A 19,302-nucleotide genomic window follows, 5' to 3' on the forward strand; every position below is an offset into this window, starting at 1 on the left:
ATGCAACTAACCTATTTTACTTTTATGATGCGAATTGCCCTACTTTTGTTACCTCTTCCTCTATTGATTAGCATGGCTTGCCAGGAAAATGAAACCATTCCTGGATCAAAACCTCCTATCGTTCCTATCAAAACGGAATATACCTTCGGTTCAACGCCGAGTTGGCAGGATGAATTTGATTATTCCGGAAAGCCAGATCCGACAAAATGGGGCTACGATTTGGGAGGAAAAGGCTGGGGTAATAATGAACTGCAAAATTACACCAACAATTTAGATAATTCTTTTGTGAAGGAGGGTATCCTTACAATTAAGGCGATAAAGGAAGCCTCGGGCACGAATGCCTATTCTTCCGCCAGGTTGGTAACGAAAGGCAAAGGAGATTTCTTGTACGGCAAATTTGAGATCCGTGCCAAATTGCCTTCCGGCGTCGGCACGTGGCCGGCCATTTGGATGCTCGCCAGTCAGTCTGCGTATGGCAACCAATATTGGCCCGACAACGGGGAATTGGATATCATGGAGCATGTTGGCTATGATCAAAGTAAAGTTCATGCCAATGTACACACCAAGGCGTTTAACCACTCAATTCAAACCAATAAGGGCAATAACCGAATGGTTGACGCCGCTTCTACGGACTTCCACGTGTATAGTTGTGAATGGAAACCGGACATTATCACGTTTGCCATTGACGGACAAACGTATTTTAGTTTCAAAAAAGAAGCCACTTATGGCTGGCAGGAATGGCCGTTTGACAAACCCTTTCATCTGCTTCTGAATATTGCCATCGGTGGAAATTGGGGCGGTGCCAAAGGGGTTGATAACACGATTTTTCCTCAAAGTATGGAGATTGACTATGTGCGGGTTTACCCTTTAATTGAAAAAAAGTAATTGTTTGACTATCAATTTTCTGCACTCCGGTCCCGATCATTTATCTTGTCTCCGGCAGGCGTTGTCTTTGATTTCCGGGGCCACGGCAGTAACTTGCACGCATGGAGCATTTTGTTGTATCAGCCCGAAAATACCGCCCTATAACCTTCGATTCAGTTGTAGGACAAGCACATATTACCACCACACTCAAAAACGCCATTCGGACAAATCACCTTGCCCAGGCATTTTTGTTTTGTGGACCGCGTGGCGTAGGCAAAACTACCTGTGCGCGGATTTTGGCTAAAACCATCAATTGCCAGAATCTCAGCGATGACATTGAACCCTGCGGGGCCTGCGAATCGTGCGTAAGTTTTCAGAATAATGCTTCTTTCAATATTCATGAACTCGATGCTGCCTCAAATAACTCGGTTGAAGATATACGGAATCTGATTGATCAGGTACGCTACCCGCCGCATACCGGTTCTTACAAAATCTATATCATTGATGAGGTGCACATGCTGTCTCAGTCGGCTTTTAATGCATTTCTGAAAACGCTGGAAGAACCTCCCGGCTACGCCATTTTTATTTTGGCAACCACCGAGAAGCATAAGATTTTACCTACCATTCTTTCACGCTGTCAGATATTTGACTTCAATCGCATTCAGCCACGAGATATTGCGGATCACCTGTCAGCTATTGCCCTAAAAGAAGGAATTCAGGCAGATCGCGAGGCATTGGAACTGATTGGTCAAAAAGCCGACGGCGGTTTGCGCGATGCCCTCTCCATGTTTGACCTGAATGTCACGTTTTCTACTAATAACGAACTGTCGTACAGCAATGTACTCGACAACCTGCACATTCTGGATTATGATTATTATTTCAAAATTACGGATGCGCTTTTAGCCGGGGATATTGCCAATACTTTAATCTATTTTGATGAAATTATTCGTAAAGGGTTCGACGGGCATTTATTTTTAATTGGCCTTTTGGAACATTTCCGCAACCTCATGGTATGCAAAGATCCGGTCACGGTATCATTACTGGAAGTGTCCGAAAACGCCAAAGCCAAATATTTGGATCAGTCTATGCGGGCCAATCTAAGCTTTTTGCTTTCGGCCATGAGTATTGGTAGTCAATGCGATATAAACTTCAAATCTTCAAAAAATCAGCGACTCCACATTGAGCTATTTTTGATTAAGATTTCAAGACTCCCCGATATTTTGTCGATTGAATCTTTACCCGGATCAGGGGATGATTCCCACGCTGCCTTAAAAAAAAAAGCTGAGCCCGAGGTAGTCCTCACAACTGAGCCGGGCTCTCCGGCCTATCAGGCAACTGCGGCTACCAAACCAACAACGACAACAACAAATAACCCGGCAGAGGTAAAAATTCCGGTCGGAAGTCGCTTGCGAAGTACCAGTCATTTGGTGCCGGGAGTCGTGGCAGTTCAGCCAAAGGAATCAGTGACACAGCCTTCAAAAACTATAACTCCGCCACCTGCCGATCGTCCCAAAAAACCCCTGACCAAAGAAAATTTGATTCTGCATTGGAAAGAATTTGCCGAAATCAGGAAGAATCAATTTAATTTATCCAACGAAGAAGTAACCCTCGGACTCGAACCTGAACTTGATGGAGACGTGATCCGGCTTGCCCTGACCAATGACATACAGCTTGGTGCTTTGAATACGCTGCGAAACGATTTGATTGGCTATTTAAGACAATACCTTGATGCTCCTACCCTCTCTCTCGAAGGACGTGTAGCGCCGCAGGAGGTAGCGTGGCGGCCTTACACAGCACAGGATAAGTTTAATTTTCTGGTAGAAAAGAATCCGCAATTGCAGGAATTACAGAAAGTTCTTGGTTTGGATACGGACTTTTAATGTGCAGCTTTCTCCAAAAAATGGTTGTGTAGAGTTAAGACCTGCGGGATCAAAGGAGAGTCTGCTGAATTATCAATCACAAAATCAGCAAATTTCTGACGTTCTTCATCCGAAAGTTGATTCTGCATAATCGCACGTATGTCCTCCGCCGTTCGGTGCGGATCGCGGGCGAGGGTTCGGCTGATGCGTAAATCAAGAGGCGCAGTTACCAGGACAGTAAAATCGAGCGTATTCTGATCCCCTGCTTTTTTCATTAAGGCCGCTTCACGAATGACGTAAGGCACATGCAATTTGGATTTCAGCCAGTCAGCTGCATCTTCATGTACTTTTGGATGAATCAGCTGATTTAGCTGGGTAAGCAGAGCAGAATCCTTAAAAACCCGCTGAGCAACGTACGTCCGGTTATAGGTTCCGTCGGAATCGTAGGCCGATTCACCAAGCAAGGTAACAATCTGACTTTTAAGGTCTAAATCATTCACAGTAAGCCATTTGGCGCGTTTATCTGCATCGTAAATTGGCACATTCAGGCAGCTGAAAATTCGGCAAACAATGCTTTTGCCAGAGCCAATGCCACCGGTTACACCAATTTCTAGCGGGGCTTTTCTCATTTTTTTGCAGTCGTGACAGGGAGAGGACGCAGCAAACGAGCTACTTCAAAACTCACGAAAACCGACGAATGACTCACCTCTACCAGGGGTAGATAGGGAATATTCATCGACAAATTTTCGTCATAATTGTTCTGAATTTTACTGGCAGGAACCTGAACACGAATGGTATCAGGAAAATTACTTACTTCTGATGCAGGACCTTCTACTGAGATTAGCGATGGAGAGACATTTATAAGGCTGGAAATTACAAAACCCGGACGAAGATCTATGCTCAGGCTATCAACCCGAACAGGAATTATTCGAGAAATCTTTCGTTCAAAACCTAGCTCAAAGGTATCCGCAATGATGTAATTTACTTTTACATCCGGAAAATGTTCGGCAATTTGATCAGTCAGCGAAGTGGAATTAATGACACTGGCTTTCAGTGGGTTAATTACCTTATACTCTACCGGGCTTTCTACAAAAGTTAGCCACGACTTCCGCAAAAGATTCCAGCCGTCACCCGAAACGTTTACTGAAACAGTTTTGGGCAACGGCTGTACTGGTATAAACTGGGATTCATCGAACTGAAAATGAATCGGATAATCCAGTCGTAGGGAATAATTATCCTTATTAAGAGCCGTCATTAACCAAAAAAACGTAGCCGCCAATAAACAGCCGACAAACGTTTTTACCTTACTATTTTTGGATGCTGCCTGGCTCACGAGGTAAAATCAGTTGAAATAAAATGGATTAAGCTTTGATCGTACGGCTGATCGCTGATTTGTCAAACGTAAGCTTTACACCTTTGTCCAAATCAAGTGTAACAGTGGCTTCGTCAACCAAAAACACTTTTCCATGTAAGCCGCCAATTGTAACTACTTCATCACCTTTTTTAATTCCAGCCAACAGTTCCTTTTGCTCTTTCTGCTTTTTTTGTTGTGGACGAATCATGAAAAAATAAAAGACGCCAATGATACCTACCCACATGACAATTTGGTAAATCATAGCCTGTGAGCCGCCGGCTGCCGCCTGAGCAATTATAGAAACTAACATAGGTCGAAGAGTTGAAAATATAAAATGAAACAAATAATTCTATTGAATGGCAACGGAATCAGCAGCCGCCTGAACAATACCCTGTAACCGCAACTCGGACGATGCGGGCTCCGTATTGGCATATACCGTAATGGTTTTCACCTGTTGACCCGGCTTGCCTTTGCTGTTAAAACGCACCAAAATGGAAGATTCTTCTTCCGGGGCAATTGGGTCGCGGGGCCATTCCGGAATAGTACACCCACAGGAAGCACTTACATTATTGATGATTAAAGGGAATTCACCCTCATTCCGAAAGCGAAAGGTATGCTCTACAATGTCACCTTCTTTTACGCTGCCAAACTGAAAAGTTGCGCTGTCGAGAAGCGTCATTACGGGCATTTTTTCTTTCAATTCATCGGCCCGGCCTTTTTCGGTATTGGTTCCGCAAGCGGCCAGCCAAACGCCCAAAGTAACGAGCAGGAGCAGGACCTGAAACTGATTCTTTTTCATTTTGTACGTAGACGTTGGATAGTCAGAAAAAATCAACCGTTTTGGTTTTTAATTTGCGCCATCAATCGGTCGACATCTTCCAGAAGTTTTTCGGCTTTTTCACGCGCATCACTGACCACGCGCTCACCTTCTGCTTTGGCTAAACTGTCAGGAAGGTTTTTACCTTCGATCAAATCTGCGATCAATTTCTCTAACTGTTCCCGGTATTTTGACAATCGGTACGTCAACCGATCGCGGGTGATTTCCCCTTTTTCCGGTGCGTATAAGACTCCAAGAATTGCACCTGTGGCACATCCGGTTAAGAAAGCTAAAAGTGTACGGCTTGAACTGCTCATGGCTTAAATGGTTAATCGTTCTAGATTATAATTTATGATTGTGAATACTGATTCAAAAAATGCTTTTACTGAGGTCAATTTTTTATTTATTATCAATCAATCCGCGTCCACTCTTGCGAATAATCCCTTTTTCTTTTAGTTTTTCGGCCAATCGGTCAAGATTTCCGTTGACAAATTTACCACTTTTCAGAGTACTATAACGTTTTGCAATTTCGATATATTCATTTATTGACACTTTCACCGGAATGGAAGGAAAATGAATCAATTCGGCCAAAGCGGTTTTCATGATAATCATGTCCACTTGTGCAATCCGTTCGAGGTCCCAATTTTTTAGTTGCTCGTGCAAATAGCTTTCATATTCGGCTTCGTGTTCGATGGTTTTGTTAAAAAGCTCTTCTACAAAAAACTGATCTTCATCCCAATCATCGGTCAACTCAGGAAGTTGTATTTTTCCGGTATCGGCTGATTTCAGCGTTTTAATGGCCAACCCCCGGATCAGCTCAAAATGATCTTCCCAATAGAGGTCATTTTGCTGTAAATGCGTGAGCGGAATTTCGTGTTTTAAAATTACCTGCCTCAAAACGTGCTGCACCATTTTCTGATCTTCTTCCGGCGTGTGCACATTTTTTTTACAATAGTCAATATATACATCATCCGAACGAAGGGCTTCACGAAAGGTTTTTCGGATAATTGTGAGGTCGTTACTCCATGATATCCCCCGGCGAATAAACTCTATTTCAAGTGTTTCACTTGCCTGTAAGAGCAAAATAACCGCATTGGTATCAAGCCCGGACTCAATCGGAAACACGATGTCCGGATCGGGATATTCGCGCTCACGTTCCAATTTTGACTGAAAACCAAGTTCCATCAGAAGCATGATGATCGACAGAAATTCATCGTAAATGGCTTCGGTTTCTTTCAAAACCCGCCGCACTATGGCCTGACGATCCCGTTGGGTTTGGCGAGTATAGGTTTCAAACGCCCGCCGTGCGGTTTGAATCACTTCAAACGGAAGTTCTTCATCAGTTGAAGGCTGACCTTTCTTTATCAACTCTCCTAACGTCATGATAGACAGGCGCTTCAATCCTTCCAGCTTCTCCCGATTTTGAGGAAGCATGGAATTCAAATCCGGTAAATAGGCTTCTGCTATTTCGTCAATCGCCAACAATCGGTCAGCTTCGGTTGCAATCTGACTGGCGTACAGTGCCTGAACCACCTTGGTACGTAATAATCTTCGGTTGAGCATAATGCTGCTATGAAATGAATGTATGGAGCAGTAAAGTAAAGAACGTGTTGGGTGCTGGGATTCTCGTGAGCAACTGGAATTTTATCTAAAAAAACCAATCCACACCTATACTCCTCAACGCCCCTGCAACTATTTATCTTTTGTTTTCTGATCGGTAAAATTGTCCGCAAAATTAGATTTTTTTGTTAACAATCGGAAGCAGGCCACCGAATGAATCCAGAAAATTTGCAACGTTTTGAGCCTGGTTCGTGTTAATCGCCAAGCACAGTACCAACTTTTCACCTTTCATACCCTGCACGTGAAAGCACTCGCGTATCTTAATAAGTACCTCTTAAAATACAAATGGTACCTGATCTTAGGAACCTTATTTACGGTTATTTCCAATCTTTTCGGAATTTTTCCGGCCCAACTTGTGCGCTATGCGCTGGATCTCGTTCGGGAAACGCTTGACATTTATTACCTGTTTGACGGCTCGCCGATTCAGGCTGAAATGTATAGCGTTTTCACCAATAGTATTTTACTGTACGGTCTGCTGATTTTGGCCATGGCTTTGCTGAAAGGATTCTTTCTTTTTTTGGTTCGTCAAACCATCATCGTAATGTCCCGACATATCGAATACGAATTAAAAAACGACATTTACGAGCACTACCAAAGCTTGCCGATGAGTTTCTATCGGAAGCACAACACCGGCGATCTCATGGCGCGGATTTCGGAGGATGTCAGCAAAGTCAGAATGTACGTGGGGCCGTCGCTGATGTACGGTATCAACCTCATTGTGCTGTTTATTCTGGTTATTTCCTACATGGTTTCGGTCAATGCCAAGCTTACCTTGTACGTACTTTTGCCGCTCCCATTGCTTTCGGTTAGTATTTATATTGTCAATAGTATTATTATCAAACGTTCGGAAGAAATTCAGCGGCAACTTTCCAATTTGTCTACCTATGTTCAGGAGGCGTTTTCGGGAATTCGGGTCATAAAAGCATTTGTGCAGGAAAATTATTCGTTCGGGAATTTCAAAAAAGAAACGGAGTCATTCAAAGATAAATCCCTGAGCCTTACCAAAGTAGATGCGCTCTTTTTTCCAATTATTATGCTTCTCGTCGGACTTAGCAACGTATTGGTAATTTACGTCGGCGGACAGGAAATCATCAACGGAACGCTTACGCCCGGCAACATTACGGAGTTTATCCTATACGTTAACATGCTCACGTGGCCCGTTATGGCCCTGGGCTGGACTACCAGTCAAATTCAGCGGGCGGCAGCTTCTCAGGTTCGTATCAATGAATTTCTGGACGAAAAAACGACCCTTATTTCTGAAAAAAATCTTACCCCTGAAATTCAGGGTGGGCTGCGTTTTGATAACGTCGGTTTTCTGTATCCTGACTCAGGAATCCGCGCAATTCATAATTTTGATCTAACCATAAAATCCGGCGAAAGTGTAGCGATTTTGGGCACCACCGGCTCGGGAAAAAGTACGTTGGCCAATCTTATTTGCCGTTTGTACGATCCAACGCAGGGGAACATTTACCTTGATGACATTCCGCTAAAAGACTATAAAGTACAGCATTTGCGGCAGCAGATGGGCTATGTTCCTCAGGATGTTTTCCTGTTTTCGGACACGATTGCCAACAATGTTAAGTTTGGAATAAATGAACTGCCTTTTGAAAAAATTGAGCAAGCGGTTCAGGATGCGGATCTAATGACCACGATTCGTGAGTTTCCAGATGGGTACGAAACGCGCCTTGGTGAACGAGGCGTGACGCTCTCGGGTGGTCAAAAACAGCGTTTGTCCATTGCTCGGGCCATTGCCCGGGATCCAAAAATCCTTATTCTGGACGATTGTCTTTCGGCAGTAGACACAAATACCGAAAACATTATCCTGAATAATTTAAAACGAATCATGAAAGACCGTACCTCGGTTATTATTTCGCACCGGGTTTCATCGGCCAAGCTAGCCGACCGAATCGTTATGCTGGACAATGGGGTCATTGTGGAAGAAGGAACCCACGACCAACTGATTCAAAATGAGAGTGTTTATAAAGAATTGTACGAAAAACAGCTGATGGCTGAGGAAGAAATGTAAGGGTCAATTTACTACGATACATTCCTGCGTTTTTAAAAAATCGGCATCTATATCTGCCCCGTGCCCGGGTGCGTCGGGCAGGTGAAGCTGATAATGCTGCTCATACACCGCACCGCCTGGAATGGGATCAACGGCATGCTCAAAAGGTGAATCCAAATCATAAAAAACGATGGTTGGCCGCGCCGATGCTAAATGTGTATTGGCTGTAATACCCAACCGGCTTTCGGACATGCAGCCAATCATACAGGGAATTCCGGCGGCTTCGGCTATGGCAATAATTTTGAGCGCCGAATGAATCCCTCCGCTCTTGGATAATTTGATATTGAAATAGTCAACGGCCTGTGCCCGAACAAGTTTCAGCGCATCTACGTGCGTAAAAAGAGACTCATCGGCACAAATAGGAATGGGAGAATTTGCCCGTACCCGTGCCAGATTTTCATAATCCCAGGCTTTAACCGGCTGCTCGCAATATTCAACCTGATACGGCTCAATCGCTCGCAGTACCTGCACGGCTGATACGTAATTCCATCCCTGATTGGCATCAATTCGCAGAGGCAGACCGGGTCCGATTGCAGCTCGAATCGCTTGAATTCGCTGAATATCTTCGAGTGGATCTTTTCCCAACTTTACCTTGATCGCCTCCGCTCCCCGGGCCTGAATTGCTTTTGCATCCTCGGCCATCACCTCCGGCGAACCAATGTACACGGTTTCATCCGTAGTGATGACACGTTTTGTACCGCCCAAAAACGCATAAAGCGGCAGGTTTGCAATTTTTGCAGCAGCGTCATACAACGCCATGTCGAAGGCGCTTTTGCAGGTATAGTTCTGTGTCAGAAATGTATCCAGAATCCGCAAATTCCCATCCAGATCCAGGACACTTTTCCCTAACAAAAGTCGGGCGAAATCACGGGCAGTAGCCAGGCAGGAATCCTGCGTTTCGCCAACAATCATCCAAAAAGGCGCACCTTCGCCAATGCCATACAAGCCGTCTTTTGTAAAAATTTTCACAAGAATATTTCTCGCTTCTGCAATTGTACCAAGCGCAATTGTCACGGGCGCTTTTAGCGGAATATTCAGGCGGTAAATTTCGATACGGGAAATGATATGTGACACGGGAAAGAGGTGTTAAACCAACTGATTGACTTTATCAGTTGGTGTTTTTTTTATGTATAATTTTTATTGAAAAATGTAAAATCAATCTGGAAAAGCACTTTTATCCAGGCCTGGAATAATGCGAAGGGCATTTTTGTAATATAGTTTTTTCAACACCTCATCTGAAAGCCCCAGGCCATACATGCGCCAGAACGCATGGTATTTTTTATGGTAAGGAAAATATTCATCCTCCGTTTCCAGCACTCGAAAGTAGGTAACATATTCCGACGGCACCCAGCTATCTTTGCCAAACAGCACGCGATCCTGATACTTGTCAAAAAACTTTTTGGCCGCACGTGGCTGCCGCCCCAGCTCAGCAATGACCGCCCCGATTTCCACGTAAGTATTTGGAAAAACGGTCATCAGACTATCCAGTTTTTTCAAGTCATTGGCATACCAGCCCATGTGTGCATTGATGAAAGTTGTACCCGGATGTTTACGAAAAATATCGTGCTGTTCGCCAATCAAATCCACAAAAGGCACCGGATCGGTAGCACTGCGCTTGCGTCCAGGATGCGTTTTGAGTTCGAGCCAACGCTCATTATACCGATCAAGCGGGTCCCAAAAGGAGGGAACATCGGCCGTGTGAATCAGCACCGGAATACCCAAAGCGCCACATTTGGCCCAAACCGGATCAAGGCGTGGGTCGTTGACGGCTACTCGTTTTCCTTTTTCGTCTACGATTCCGCTAAAACCCAGGCTTTTATATATTTTCAGGCCTTTGGCACCCAGTTTAACGTCCGTTTCCAATTGCGCCACGGCCTTTTGAGTCCAGTCGGCTTCGCCAAATCCTTTGAATTGCAGGTTTGTAAAAATAGCGATGCGTTTCGGTTGAGACTTCATCACATTGGCCAAGCCGCCTTTTAGGTGAGCCGTGCCTTCCTCCCAGTTTTGGTACCAGCCGCGCCCGCTCAAATTGACCATAATGCCCATATTCATGCTGTCCATTTGGGCCACAAGTTTATCCAAATCCTGATCGGGCATGCGGTATTGATGATTGTGCACATCAATAAATGGGAATTTCGCTCGTGTCGGAATATTCTCTTCGACTTTCAGAGTGGACAAAGGATCATATTCTTCAAAACCGAGGGGAGCTTCCACCGTTTGGGCAGCGGCAGAAATCACTAAGCTTCCACAAAGAAGGGTAGTCAGGAAAATGTTTTTCATGGAGTACAGGATGGGTTTTGAAATGTCGTTGTAATTAAAAATCTTATTTTTTATAGATCAATGCTACTGCATGTGCAGCAATTCCTTCTTCCCGGCCAACAAATCCTAACTGCTCAGAGGTGGTGGCCTTAATGGAAATCTCTTCCTGATCAACGCCCATGACACCTGCCAAACATTCTTTCATGGCCGGAATGTGAGGATTCAATTTAGGTTGCTGCAAAACAATTGTTACATCCACATTTCCTACCTCAAATCCTTTTTCACGAATCATTTCCAGCACTCGGGCGAGCAAAATCTTGCTGTCAACGCCTTTCCATTGCGGGTCTTTATCCGAAAAATGGTAGCCAATATTACGCATATTGGCCGCACCCAACAGCGCATCGCACAGCACATGACACACCACATCTGCGTCGGAGTGGCCTTTGGCGCCGTGGGTGTGGGGGATCAAAATACCGCCGAGCCAGAAGGCACGGCCTTCTTCCATTTGGTGGACATCATAGCCCAGCCCTATGCGTATGCCCGGCCCGCTCATGTGGTCTGATTGGATTCGGCGTGATAAAATAAGGTAGAGCAGTTTTCAGGACGCAGGATGGTTTGGGCAACCCGCTGAATAGCTGATTTTTCTACCATCCTGATTTTTTCTTCATCGGCATTTACCAGCTCCGGATCCCCCGCATTGGCGGCAAATGCCAGATTCATGGCCCGATTCAACAATTCTACCTGAGAAAAAGCCACCGTAACTTCCGACTGATTCTTTACTTTTTCGAGCTCTTCGTCTTCTGCGCCATGTTGTACAAAATCTTGCAGAAGTGACTCCACTGCCTCATTGGCCAGTTCCATCGACACACCCGGATTTAAGTTAGCTTTAATCAACAGCAAACCCGGATCAAGTGAGGATGTGGTACTTGCAGTGACAGAATTGAATAAAGGTTGATTTTTCAAAAGTGCCTGATACAGTCGCGACGATTTTCCCCGACCCAGAATATCGCTTATCAGATCAGCTTCGTGAAAATCAGCCTCATACCGTCCCGGCATGTGGTAAGTTTTTATGAGCGAATTCAAAGGCACGGCGGCGGAGGTTTCCAAAAATCGAGCCGATGTTTGAACAGGCTCTGCGGGCAACTGCCGAAGGTACGGAGTGCCTGACTCAATAGGACCAAACCACTTTTCGGACAGCTGCTTTACCTGAGCCAGCGTAACGGCTCCCGCTACTACCAAAATCGCATTGACGGGGCGGTAAAATTTAAAGAAAAAATTGCGGACGTCATCAAGTGTGGCGCGTTCAATGTGCTCAATATCTTTACCAATCGTAGCCCAGCGGTAAGGATGCGTGGTGTATGCCAACGGGCGCAGTTTCAGCCACAAATCACCATAGGGTTGGTTGAGGTAGCGCTGTTTGAATTCTTCAATAACCACTTTTCGCTGAACTTCCAGCACCTGCGGATCAAACGAAAGGCTCATCATGCGGTCTGATTCGAGCCAGAAAGCCGTTTCCACATTATCTGCCGGGAGCGTGATGTAGTAATTGGTAAGGTCGGGCGAGGTAAAGGCATTGTTTTCGCCACCCACATTCTGAACGGGCTCGTCGTACGAAGGAATATTACGGGAACCGCCAAACATTAAATGTTCAAACAAATGAGCAAAACCCGTGCGCTGTTCGTCTTCGTCGCGCGAGCCTACATTATATAAAATATTGACCGCGGCCATTGGTGTAGAAAAGTCTTCGTGTACGAAAACCCTCAACCCATTGTCCAGCATAAATTGCTCGTAGTGAATCATAGGATAGAATAAAAGTCTACGCTGCGAAACGCAGGCAGGTAATTTAACGTTATGGACAAAGCTAATGTTCCAGTGGCACACTAACAAACCCCATACCGTCGATTCAAAAAATCACATGCTTCCTATCCGTTATTTTTTATATTTTCTGCTAATTCTCAGCCTATCATCAACTCCCGCCAAGGCTCAGCTTTTGAATGATCGTCCGACGCTTCTTCTGATTCAGAAAGGAATTGATCATATTTATAACTACGAATTCAGTCAGGCGCAGGCGGTAAATCATCAGGTTCAGGTCAAATATCCCAATCATCCGGTTACCTATTTTATGCGCGCCTTTCAGATGTACTGGCAATATTTACCTATTAAGGACAACAAAGCCAAAGTTGGCGAGTACATCGGTGTACTGAATCAATGCCTGGCTGCGGTCGAAAAACAGTACGGGAAAAACAGCAAAAACCCGGAGGCTGTTTTTTTTACCATGGCTGCCCGTGGCTACATTGCGTTGATGTATAATTATCAGGGCGAACTCCTTAAAGCGGCCAACGAAGCCCAGAAAACCTACGGATTCATGACCGAAGGATTAAAGCTTACCGCAAAAAATCCGGAATTTTACTTTACTACCGGCATGTATAATTATTACGTAGTAAAATATCCTGAGGATCACTCGATTGTGAAACCACTGATGATTTTTTTCAAGAATGGGAACAAAGCGTTGGGACTCAAACAACTGGATATTGCTACAAAATCAGGCATCGTCACACGCGTAGAAGCGGCCTATTTTCTGGCTCATATTTACCTCGAACACGAGTCACGCCCCGACCTTGCCGTACCCTACACCACCCGACTGAACACTATGTTTCCGAATAATGCCATTTTTAGAATGATTCATATTGAATCGCTTCTACTAAGTGGCAAATATACAGAAGCAGAAGAAGAATTGCCCGAATTGAAAAAACGGACTGAGCGGTTTTACCCCATTTCGTGGCTGGTTTTTGAAGGGATTTTACAGGAAAAAAAATATCATCAGGACGTGGAGGCACAAAAAAAATTCCTCGCAGCGCTCAAAATCCCTTACGACGATCAGTACACCCGCGAATACCACGCAATGGCCTATGCCGGATTGGCCCGAATCGCCCATCGCCGCGGTGACAAAGCTCAGGCCCGAAAGTACTACGACAAATGTCTGGAAATTGCAGAATATGACTCCATAGAAAAAGAGGCAAAAGCGTATCGTTGAATTGGATTTTAGTAAATATCATTTTAAGTAATACTGGCTAAAAAAATAGGTCTGAGATGGACAAACTAGATAAAATTGTGGAGGCCCGTATGAAACTCAAAGCCCGCTTTGAGGAAAAAATCAGGCGTACTCCATCGCTCGCGGACCAAAATCCGCAGGGAACCGGGCCCGTCAATCGGCACGGCATGCCACAACTTCCCGTTGGACAGTTTAAAACCGAAAAATGGCCCGTGCTGGATCTTGGCTACAAACCGGATGTATCCAAAGAGCGGTGGCGTTTATACATTGATGGGGAAGTAGAGCAACCGTTGGTTTTGAAATGGGACGATTTTATGGCCCTGCCGCAAACCGAAGATACCAGCGATTTTCATTGCGTAACTACCTGGTCCAAAATGGATATGAACTGGGTGGGTGTCAGAATGCTGGATATTGCTGCGCTCGTCAGACCTACGGATGCAGCGACCCATGTGATGTTTTACGGATACGATACCTATTCAACGAATGTATCGCTGGAAGAAGCTTTAAAACCGGACGTCTTGCTGGTTCATACCGCTCAGGGAGAGCCACTTCCTACCGAACACGGTGGGCTCGTGCGGGTCATTACTCCACAGCTATATGCCTGGAAAGGCGCCAAATGGGTGAAGAAGATTACGTTTATGAATGCTGATAAACCCGGATTTTGGGAAGAACGTGGCTATTCCAATACTGCCTATCCCTGGCAGAATGACCGGTACAGTGATTGATTCTTTACTCATTCTGTGGCTTTTATTTTACTGAAATGCCCAGCTAACAAATAGTCCGTAGTTGGGTTTGAATTCTTTTTGCGGTCCGTATTGGTCTAAATTTGTACCTGCTCCAAAATTTAAAGCATTCATTTTCAAACCTGCCCTGAGTTGCAAAAAACTCCTTGCGTGATGATTTTCACGGGAATTATGAATATATAGAAACTGAACTCTACTGTACAAATTAAGATTTTTTTTGATCAAAGGTTTATATTCATATATTCCAAAAAGCTCCGTATTTTTTGTTGAATTAAGAAACAATGAAGCAATGGTTACCGACACCCAATTTTTATTAGTGAACGAATGCTGTGCCCCTACAAGAGGAGAAAATCCTACCCGATTATTTATAGTGGCACCTCCCACAAACCCGAACCCTTTGTACATGGTATAGGTAACTAGTAAAGGAACAACCATATCCAGTTCTTCCAGATCATTTGCGTAACTTGAAGCTAAGGAAGAAACACTCAAAAAGCCCAATTTGCTTTCCGGTGAAAACTTCCGCTTGACAACCGTCTGAAAATACATTCGATTATTTCCTGCCATAAATTCAACCGGAATAGGAACTTTGGGCAAATTTTCCTGAGCCAAAATTTTCGTAAAAATTCCTGGCAATGAAAAGGTTACTACCAATAAAAACAGAGGGATAGCGACAGGCTGTTTTGACATTTGCATACAATTTGCTTTTTTAAACTGCTGCAAAGATTGGTAATTGAAGCAAGAAAAATGTTGCTCTAAAGCAACGTTTCTCCTAGGGCTATTGAGCTTTTAAACGACTCAAAGTATACGGTGTAACTCCAAGATAACTTGCAATTGTTTTGTTGGAAAGTCTGCTAAATACCATTGGCTGCTGTTCGAGCAGCCACTTTAACCGACCAAGGCTATCTGAGCCCTGAAAATCATAAATACGTTTTTGGGTGGTGATGTAGGCCGATTCAAGTATGTTCCGGTAAATTTTATTAACTGCCGGCTCCTGTTCTACAAGATAGAAAAAATCAGTTTTACTGATAGAAAGTACCGTTGATTTTTCCAGGCTTTGAATAGCCTCAATGGCAGGCTCTCCGGTTATTAAACTGGTAAATGACGTTCCAAACTTCCCTTCAAAAGCAAAATATCGGGTATTTTCTACGCCCTCAGTATTGACCGAAAATAGGCGTAAACATCCTGAAACTACAAAATAATTAAATTTGCAGACCTCGCCTTCACGCAGGAGGAATTCATTTTTTTTGACTAGTTTTTCTTTGAAGTATGGCGATAATTCATCAAGTTTTTCCTCCTGAATTTCGGTTCGCTCCCGAAAATATTTTTTTAGAGCTTCATGCATACATCATGCTATTGACAAGTAGGTCGGGTATAAAGTAAAAGTTATTGACTACTTATAATTTTCTAAAAATAAACAGTAGAAAAGTAAAGAGTCGTGAAAATAGTTTATCAGTAGTAGATTACAAATTCAAAATATTAGCTTAAAGTTAGTAAATAAATGAGCTAAGTATCACCAAATCCTGAATAAACGAACCACAAAGAATACCTATTTTCACGACTTTTTTTTTAATATTTGATCGTGAGAAAATCCCATTTATAAACTTAAACTTCCGCCAATAGGCAGCAAATGCAACTCAATATTTGAGGTTTCGGCAGTCCGTTGTACTGCTTCTTTATCAATGACGATGTACGGAAACGTATCGTAGTGCATGCCAATAACCTGCTTTGTATTGACAAAATGCGCAGCCCGGCAGGCATCGTAGATATCCATGGTAAAATTGCTGCCTATGGGCAAAAATGCGAAGTCAATGTCGTACTCTTCACCAATAAATTTCATGTCAGAAAATAGCGCTGTATCTCCGGCAAAGTAAAACGTTTTACCCCCCAACTGAATCACAAAACCGTTGGCGCTGCCGCCGTAACTGCCATCGGGCAGGCTGCTTGAATGCATCGCAGCGACCATTTGTACCTGCCCAAACTCAAACGTCCACTTGCCTCCGGTGTTCATTGGATGCCCTTTTTCGACACCTTTGCCCTGAAGCCAACTGTAAATCTCATAGTTGGCTACTACCGTAGCGCCGGTTCGTTTGGCCAAATACTCCGCATCGGCAACGTGATCTTCGTGACCGTGTGATATAAAAATATAATCGGCCTCAATCAGGTCTTTATCAATGGCATTTGCCAAAATATTGGGCGAAATAAAGGGATCAAAAAGAAGGCGATGATGGGCCGTTTCGATACCAAAGCAGGAATGTCCGAAATAGGTGATTTTCATAAGCAATAAAAATAGTTGTACATTAGAATTGAGAAAACTCCCGGAAGGAATTTTATAAAAATACCGCCGGGACAGCAAATACAATTTGCTTCTTTTTTACCAAAAATACCAAGCCAACCTTCTTCATTTTTCTGTTTTTTTATTGAGAATGTTATGAAAACACGCACTGTCATTCAGGAACTTTTAGAAAAAAATCTACTTTCTGAACCGCAAGCTGAGCAGCTGCAAGCTTACGAAAGCCAAAAACCCGTCTCGCTGTATTACCTGCTACATATCCTGCTCTACGCATCCGTTTCCGCATTTATTGCGGGCATTGGCGTGTTGATTTATCAGAATATCGACAGCATCGGTCATTCGGTTCTCATTGGCGCACTTTGTCTGCTTATGCTCGCGTGTTTTGGCTATGTTTTTCAAAAATCTGCGCCGTTTCAGTGGCAGGCTTTTACTGACAGGCAGCCGATTTTGGAAGGTATTTTACTTTTGGGCTGCTTACTCTTTCTGGCGATTGAAGGCTACGTGCAGTATCAATATCAGCTCTTTGGCGAGCGCTACGGAGTGGCCGTACTGATTCCGGCGCTGCTTTTTTTCTTCCTCTCCTACCGCTTTGATCATCAGGGAGTTTTGTCGCTAAGCCTCACCGCTTTTGCCTCCTGGGCCGGACTTACCGCCGCACCCTCACAGCTGCTCGTCAGCAACGATTTTTCAGATCCGGTCATTATTCATGCCGGATTGGCGGTAGGAGTTTTCTTTGTGGCGCTCGGAGTATTTTTGGCCCGAAAAGGAATAAAACCTCACTTTATGTATACCTACCTGCTCATAGCCGGAACGCTCTTTCTGGCCTCTGCGTCGGGTGGACTTTTCACGATTGATAGCTGGCAACTGTTGTATGCCGCACTTATAGCTGGCGGTTGCTGGTACTTTTATACCTATGCCCGCACGCACGGATCACTTTTGTTTCTGTTGCTTAGCGTAGTGTTTGGCTATACGGCCTTTACCTACCTGCTTTTTCACAACATCTCCATGGACGCAGGTTTTTTTCTAGGCAGTTTTTATTTTTTGGCAAGCGCTGCGGGAGTTGTCTGGTTTTTTCTCAATTTCAAAAAGCTTTTAAAGTAAACATTTCTCATGAAAGCCTACAACGAACAACTTCTGAAAAACGAGTCTATTCACAGGCAAGTGAAGGATTGGAGCGCCAAAAAGTTAATTTCGGAAGAAAATGCCCAAACGATCCGCGCCGCCTATCCCGAACTCCCTTACCGGCCACATTGGTTTGTGTGGGTCGGTCTGTTCTTTTTTACCTGGATTTGTATTTCGGCAGGGCTCCTGTTTTTAGCACCGTTTATTAGTATTCCGTCTGCTGAGAGATTTCTGCCGCCTATTTATGGGGTCGTGTTGTACTTTACTCTAAATCATTTAATTAAAACCCGAAAACTGCACTTCTCCGGCATTGATAACGTGCTGCAATATGCCTGCATTGGGTTCTTTGCGCCATTGCTGTTTGATTTCATTGTTCCAAATTTCGATCAACCCTGGGCAATTGCCTTGCTCTTTTTACCCTTGTTGCTCTTTTTTACGTATCGCTACGGCGAGCCGCTCATTGCGCTTGGCACATTGTTGACCATTTTATTTATTGTAGCCTCCCTTGCCGTTGAGTCGCCACTTGGCAAGGCACTTTTACCCTTTATTTTGATGGCTATTGCGCTGTTGGTAGCGTGGGCGTTGGCAAAATTCAGGGCACAACCAAAGAGTTTTTATTGGGAAACTGCACTTTGGGTAGTACAAATAGCTGCACTTTCTATCGTGTACCTTACCGGAAACTACGCGGTAGTGCGTGAGGGCAACGCCTTGCTGAATGACCTTCCTGATCCTTCGCCCGAAATACCCTATGCAGGCCTTTTCTGGCTCTTTACCTTTCTGATTCCTTTGGTTTATCTCGGAATCGGAATTCGCAAAAAGCAACTCATGTATCTGATTATCAGTATTTTCTTTGCGGTAGGATCAATTCTTACCTGGGTTCAGTACCATCCCGTAATTTCGGGCCCGTGGCTTAGCGTGCTACTTGGCGGCGTCGGCATGGGGCTTGCCTTTTTTCTGATAAAGTACCTAAAAACCGAACGCAATGGTTTTATCAGCACGCCTGAACCTATTTCAGAAACGGCTCTATTTGTCGGGAATATCGTAGCAACGCAGCTGTCGTCTACGGTTTCAGACACACAACCCGACCTCCGCTTTGGAGAAGGCGATTTTGGCGGTGGCGGCGGTGAGGGGAGCTATTAGGGGAAAGGGGAATTTGGAGCCATTGTTGGTGTTTTCACCTACAACAGGCTGCCAATGTGTCCTTGGTAAAACACCAACGACGGCTAGGATTTACAATACTTATTGAAATAGAAAAAA

Annotated in this window: 20 protein-coding genes; 7 read left to right on the forward strand and 13 right to left on the reverse strand. The window is 44.3% G+C overall.

Annotation, left to right across the window (positions count from 1 at the left end):
- Positions 1-24 precede the first annotated feature (24 nt).
- Entirely contained in the window at positions 25-885 is an 861-nt protein-coding gene (locus EZE20_RS10340; RefSeq protein ID WP_317129164.1) for a glycoside hydrolase family 16 protein, read from the forward strand.
- Between the two features lie 101 nt (positions 886-986).
- Complete coding sequence (locus EZE20_RS10345; RefSeq protein WP_132117255.1) at positions 987-2,744, forward strand: DNA polymerase III subunit gamma/tau; 1,758 nt, start codon at positions 987-989, stop codon at positions 2,742-2,744.
- Here the strand turns inward: EZE20_RS10345 and coaE are convergent.
- The 6 genes from coaE to nusB all read right to left on the reverse strand — a co-directional run bounded on the left by coaE (position 2,741) and on the right by nusB (position 6,457).
- A complete protein-coding gene (gene coaE, locus EZE20_RS10350; protein ID WP_132117257.1) occupies positions 2,741-3,352 on the reverse strand; it encodes a dephospho-CoA kinase in 612 nt (203 codons plus the stop codon). The genes EZE20_RS10345 and coaE overlap by 4 nt on opposite strands.
- The gene (locus EZE20_RS10355) at positions 3,349-4,056 is read right to left on the reverse strand and encodes a YbbR-like domain-containing protein (RefSeq protein WP_228713680.1); all 708 of its coding nucleotides are present in this window, start codon (positions 4,054-4,056) and stop codon (positions 3,349-3,351) included. Before EZE20_RS10355 ends, coaE begins: the two co-directional genes overlap by 4 nt.
- A gap of 28 nt (positions 4,057-4,084) precedes the next feature.
- A complete protein-coding gene (gene yajC, locus EZE20_RS10360; protein WP_132117259.1) occupies positions 4,085-4,387 on the reverse strand; it encodes a preprotein translocase subunit YajC in 303 nt (100 codons plus the stop codon).
- 39 nt (positions 4,388-4,426) lie between these two features.
- On the reverse strand, positions 4,427-4,876 hold the full coding sequence (locus tag EZE20_RS10365; RefSeq protein WP_132117261.1) for a DUF1573 domain-containing protein: 450 nt from the start codon (positions 4,874-4,876) through the stop codon (positions 4,427-4,429).
- A gap of 32 nt (positions 4,877-4,908) precedes the next feature.
- Positions 4,909-5,211: a YtxH domain-containing protein gene (locus EZE20_RS10370; protein ID WP_132117263.1), complete on the reverse strand. Its 303-nt coding sequence runs from the start codon at positions 5,209-5,211 to the stop codon at positions 4,909-4,911.
- 82 nt (positions 5,212-5,293) lie between these two features.
- Positions 5,294-6,457, reverse strand: coding sequence for a transcription antitermination factor NusB (nusB, locus tag EZE20_RS10375; protein WP_132117265.1), 1,164 nt, complete (start codon positions 6,455-6,457; stop codon positions 5,294-5,296).
- A 298-nt stretch (positions 6,458-6,755) separates the two neighbouring features.
- Here nusB and EZE20_RS10380 point away from each other — a divergent pair, with 298 nt between their 5' ends.
- Entirely contained in the window at positions 6,756-8,540 is a 1,785-nt protein-coding gene (locus tag EZE20_RS10380) for an ABC transporter ATP-binding protein (protein ID WP_132117267.1), read from the forward strand.
- 3 nt (positions 8,541-8,543) lie between these two features.
- Here EZE20_RS10380 and EZE20_RS10385 read toward each other — a convergent pair whose 3' ends face one another.
- The 4 genes from EZE20_RS10385 to EZE20_RS10400 all read right to left on the reverse strand — a co-directional run bounded on the left by EZE20_RS10385 (position 8,544) and on the right by EZE20_RS10400 (position 12,638).
- Positions 8,544-9,653, reverse strand: a complete 1,110-nt coding sequence (locus EZE20_RS10385; protein ID WP_228713682.1) for a mandelate racemase/muconate lactonizing enzyme family protein — start codon at positions 9,651-9,653, stop codon at positions 8,544-8,546.
- Between the two features lie 81 nt (positions 9,654-9,734).
- Positions 9,735-10,859: an amidohydrolase family protein gene (locus EZE20_RS10390; RefSeq protein ID WP_132117269.1), complete on the reverse strand. Its 1,125-nt coding sequence runs from the start codon at positions 10,857-10,859 to the stop codon at positions 9,735-9,737.
- A gap of 43 nt (positions 10,860-10,902) precedes the next feature.
- Positions 10,903-11,391, reverse strand: coding sequence for a 2-C-methyl-D-erythritol 2,4-cyclodiphosphate synthase (ispF, locus tag EZE20_RS10395; RefSeq protein ID WP_132117271.1), 489 nt, complete (start codon positions 11,389-11,391; stop codon positions 10,903-10,905).
- On the reverse strand, positions 11,388-12,638 hold the full coding sequence (locus EZE20_RS10400) for a M16 family metallopeptidase (RefSeq protein WP_132117273.1): 1,251 nt from the start codon (positions 12,636-12,638) through the stop codon (positions 11,388-11,390). Before EZE20_RS10400 ends, ispF begins: the two co-directional genes overlap by 4 nt.
- A gap of 115 nt (positions 12,639-12,753) precedes the next feature.
- Here EZE20_RS10400 and EZE20_RS10405 point away from each other — a divergent pair, with 115 nt between their 5' ends.
- The gene (locus tag EZE20_RS10405; protein ID WP_132117275.1) at positions 12,754-13,872 is read left to right on the forward strand and encodes a tetratricopeptide repeat protein; all 1,119 of its coding nucleotides are present in this window, start codon (positions 12,754-12,756) and stop codon (positions 13,870-13,872) included.
- 56 nt (positions 13,873-13,928) lie between these two features.
- Entirely contained in the window at positions 13,929-14,615 is a 687-nt protein-coding gene (locus EZE20_RS10410; RefSeq protein WP_132117277.1) for a sulfite oxidase-like oxidoreductase, read from the forward strand.
- A 27-nt stretch (positions 14,616-14,642) separates the two neighbouring features.
- On the opposite strand, the gene EZE20_RS10415 is transcribed toward EZE20_RS10410, so the two are convergent.
- The 3 genes from EZE20_RS10415 to EZE20_RS10425 form a co-directional block, all read right to left on the reverse strand.
- Positions 14,643-15,326: a hypothetical protein gene (locus EZE20_RS10415; RefSeq protein WP_199879888.1), complete on the reverse strand. Its 684-nt coding sequence runs from the start codon at positions 15,324-15,326 to the stop codon at positions 14,643-14,645.
- An 82-nt stretch (positions 15,327-15,408) separates the two neighbouring features.
- Positions 15,409-15,975, reverse strand: a complete 567-nt coding sequence (locus tag EZE20_RS10420; protein ID WP_132117279.1) for a Crp/Fnr family transcriptional regulator — start codon at positions 15,973-15,975, stop codon at positions 15,409-15,411.
- A gap of 252 nt (positions 15,976-16,227) precedes the next feature.
- Positions 16,228-16,908, reverse strand: coding sequence for a metal-dependent hydrolase (locus tag EZE20_RS10425; RefSeq protein WP_132117281.1), 681 nt, complete (start codon positions 16,906-16,908; stop codon positions 16,228-16,230).
- Positions 16,909-17,061: 153 nt separating this feature from the next.
- On the opposite strand from EZE20_RS10425, the gene EZE20_RS10430 reads away from it, so the two are divergent.
- Complete coding sequence (locus EZE20_RS10430) at positions 17,062-18,024, forward strand: DUF2157 domain-containing protein (RefSeq protein WP_132117283.1); 963 nt, start codon at positions 17,062-17,064, stop codon at positions 18,022-18,024.
- Positions 18,025-18,033: 9 nt separating this feature from the next.
- A complete protein-coding gene (locus EZE20_RS10435; RefSeq protein ID WP_132117285.1) occupies positions 18,034-19,185 on the forward strand; it encodes a hypothetical protein in 1,152 nt (383 codons plus the stop codon).
- The last annotated feature ends 117 nt before the right edge of the window (positions 19,186-19,302 follow it).

This window comes from Arundinibacter roseus, from assembly GCF_004348825.1.
In the GTDB taxonomy this organism is placed as follows: Bacteria; Bacteroidota; Bacteroidia; order Cytophagales; family Spirosomataceae; genus Arundinibacter; species Arundinibacter roseus.

Coding starts and splice junctions, on each gene's coding strand:
- EZE20_RS10340 (WP_317129164.1), top strand. CDS start 25: ATGATGCGAATTGCCCTACTTTTGTTACCTCTTCCTCTATTGATTAGC.
- EZE20_RS10345 (WP_132117255.1), top strand. CDS start 987: ATGGAGCATTTTGTTGTATCAGCCCGAAAATACCGCCCTATAACCTTC.
- coaE (WP_132117257.1), bottom strand. CDS start 3,352: ATGAGAAAAGCCCCGCTAGAAATTGGTGTAACCGGTGGCATTGGCTCT.
- yajC (WP_132117259.1), bottom strand. CDS start 4,387: ATGTTAGTTTCTATAATTGCTCAGGCGGCAGCCGGCGGCTCACAGGCT.
- EZE20_RS10365 (WP_132117261.1), bottom strand. CDS start 4,876: ATGAAAAAGAATCAGTTTCAGGTCCTGCTCCTGCTCGTTACTTTGGGC.
- EZE20_RS10370 (WP_132117263.1), bottom strand. CDS start 5,211: ATGAGCAGTTCAAGCCGTACACTTTTAGCTTTCTTAACCGGATGTGCC.
- nusB (WP_132117265.1), bottom strand. CDS start 6,457: ATGCTCAACCGAAGATTATTACGTACCAAGGTGGTTCAGGCACTGTAC.
- EZE20_RS10390 (WP_132117269.1), bottom strand. CDS start 10,859: ATGAAAAACATTTTCCTGACTACCCTTCTTTGTGGAAGCTTAGTGATT.
- ispF (WP_132117271.1), bottom strand. CDS start 11,391: ATGAGCGGGCCGGGCATACGCATAGGGCTGGGCTATGATGTCCACCAA.
- EZE20_RS10400 (WP_132117273.1), bottom strand. CDS start 12,638: ATGATTCACTACGAGCAATTTATGCTGGACAATGGGTTGAGGGTTTTC.
- EZE20_RS10405 (WP_132117275.1), top strand. CDS start 12,754: ATGCTTCCTATCCGTTATTTTTTATATTTTCTGCTAATTCTCAGCCTA.
- EZE20_RS10410 (WP_132117277.1), top strand. CDS start 13,929: ATGGACAAACTAGATAAAATTGTGGAGGCCCGTATGAAACTCAAAGCC.
- EZE20_RS10415 (WP_199879888.1), bottom strand. CDS start 15,326: ATGCAAATGTCAAAACAGCCTGTCGCTATCCCTCTGTTTTTATTGGTA.
- EZE20_RS10420 (WP_132117279.1), bottom strand. CDS start 15,975: ATGCATGAAGCTCTAAAAAAATATTTTCGGGAGCGAACCGAAATTCAG.
- EZE20_RS10425 (WP_132117281.1), bottom strand. CDS start 16,908: ATGAAAATCACCTATTTCGGACATTCCTGCTTTGGTATCGAAACGGCC.
- EZE20_RS10430 (WP_132117283.1), top strand. CDS start 17,062: ATGAAAACACGCACTGTCATTCAGGAACTTTTAGAAAAAAATCTACTT.
- EZE20_RS10435 (WP_132117285.1), top strand. CDS start 18,034: ATGAAAGCCTACAACGAACAACTTCTGAAAAACGAGTCTATTCACAGG.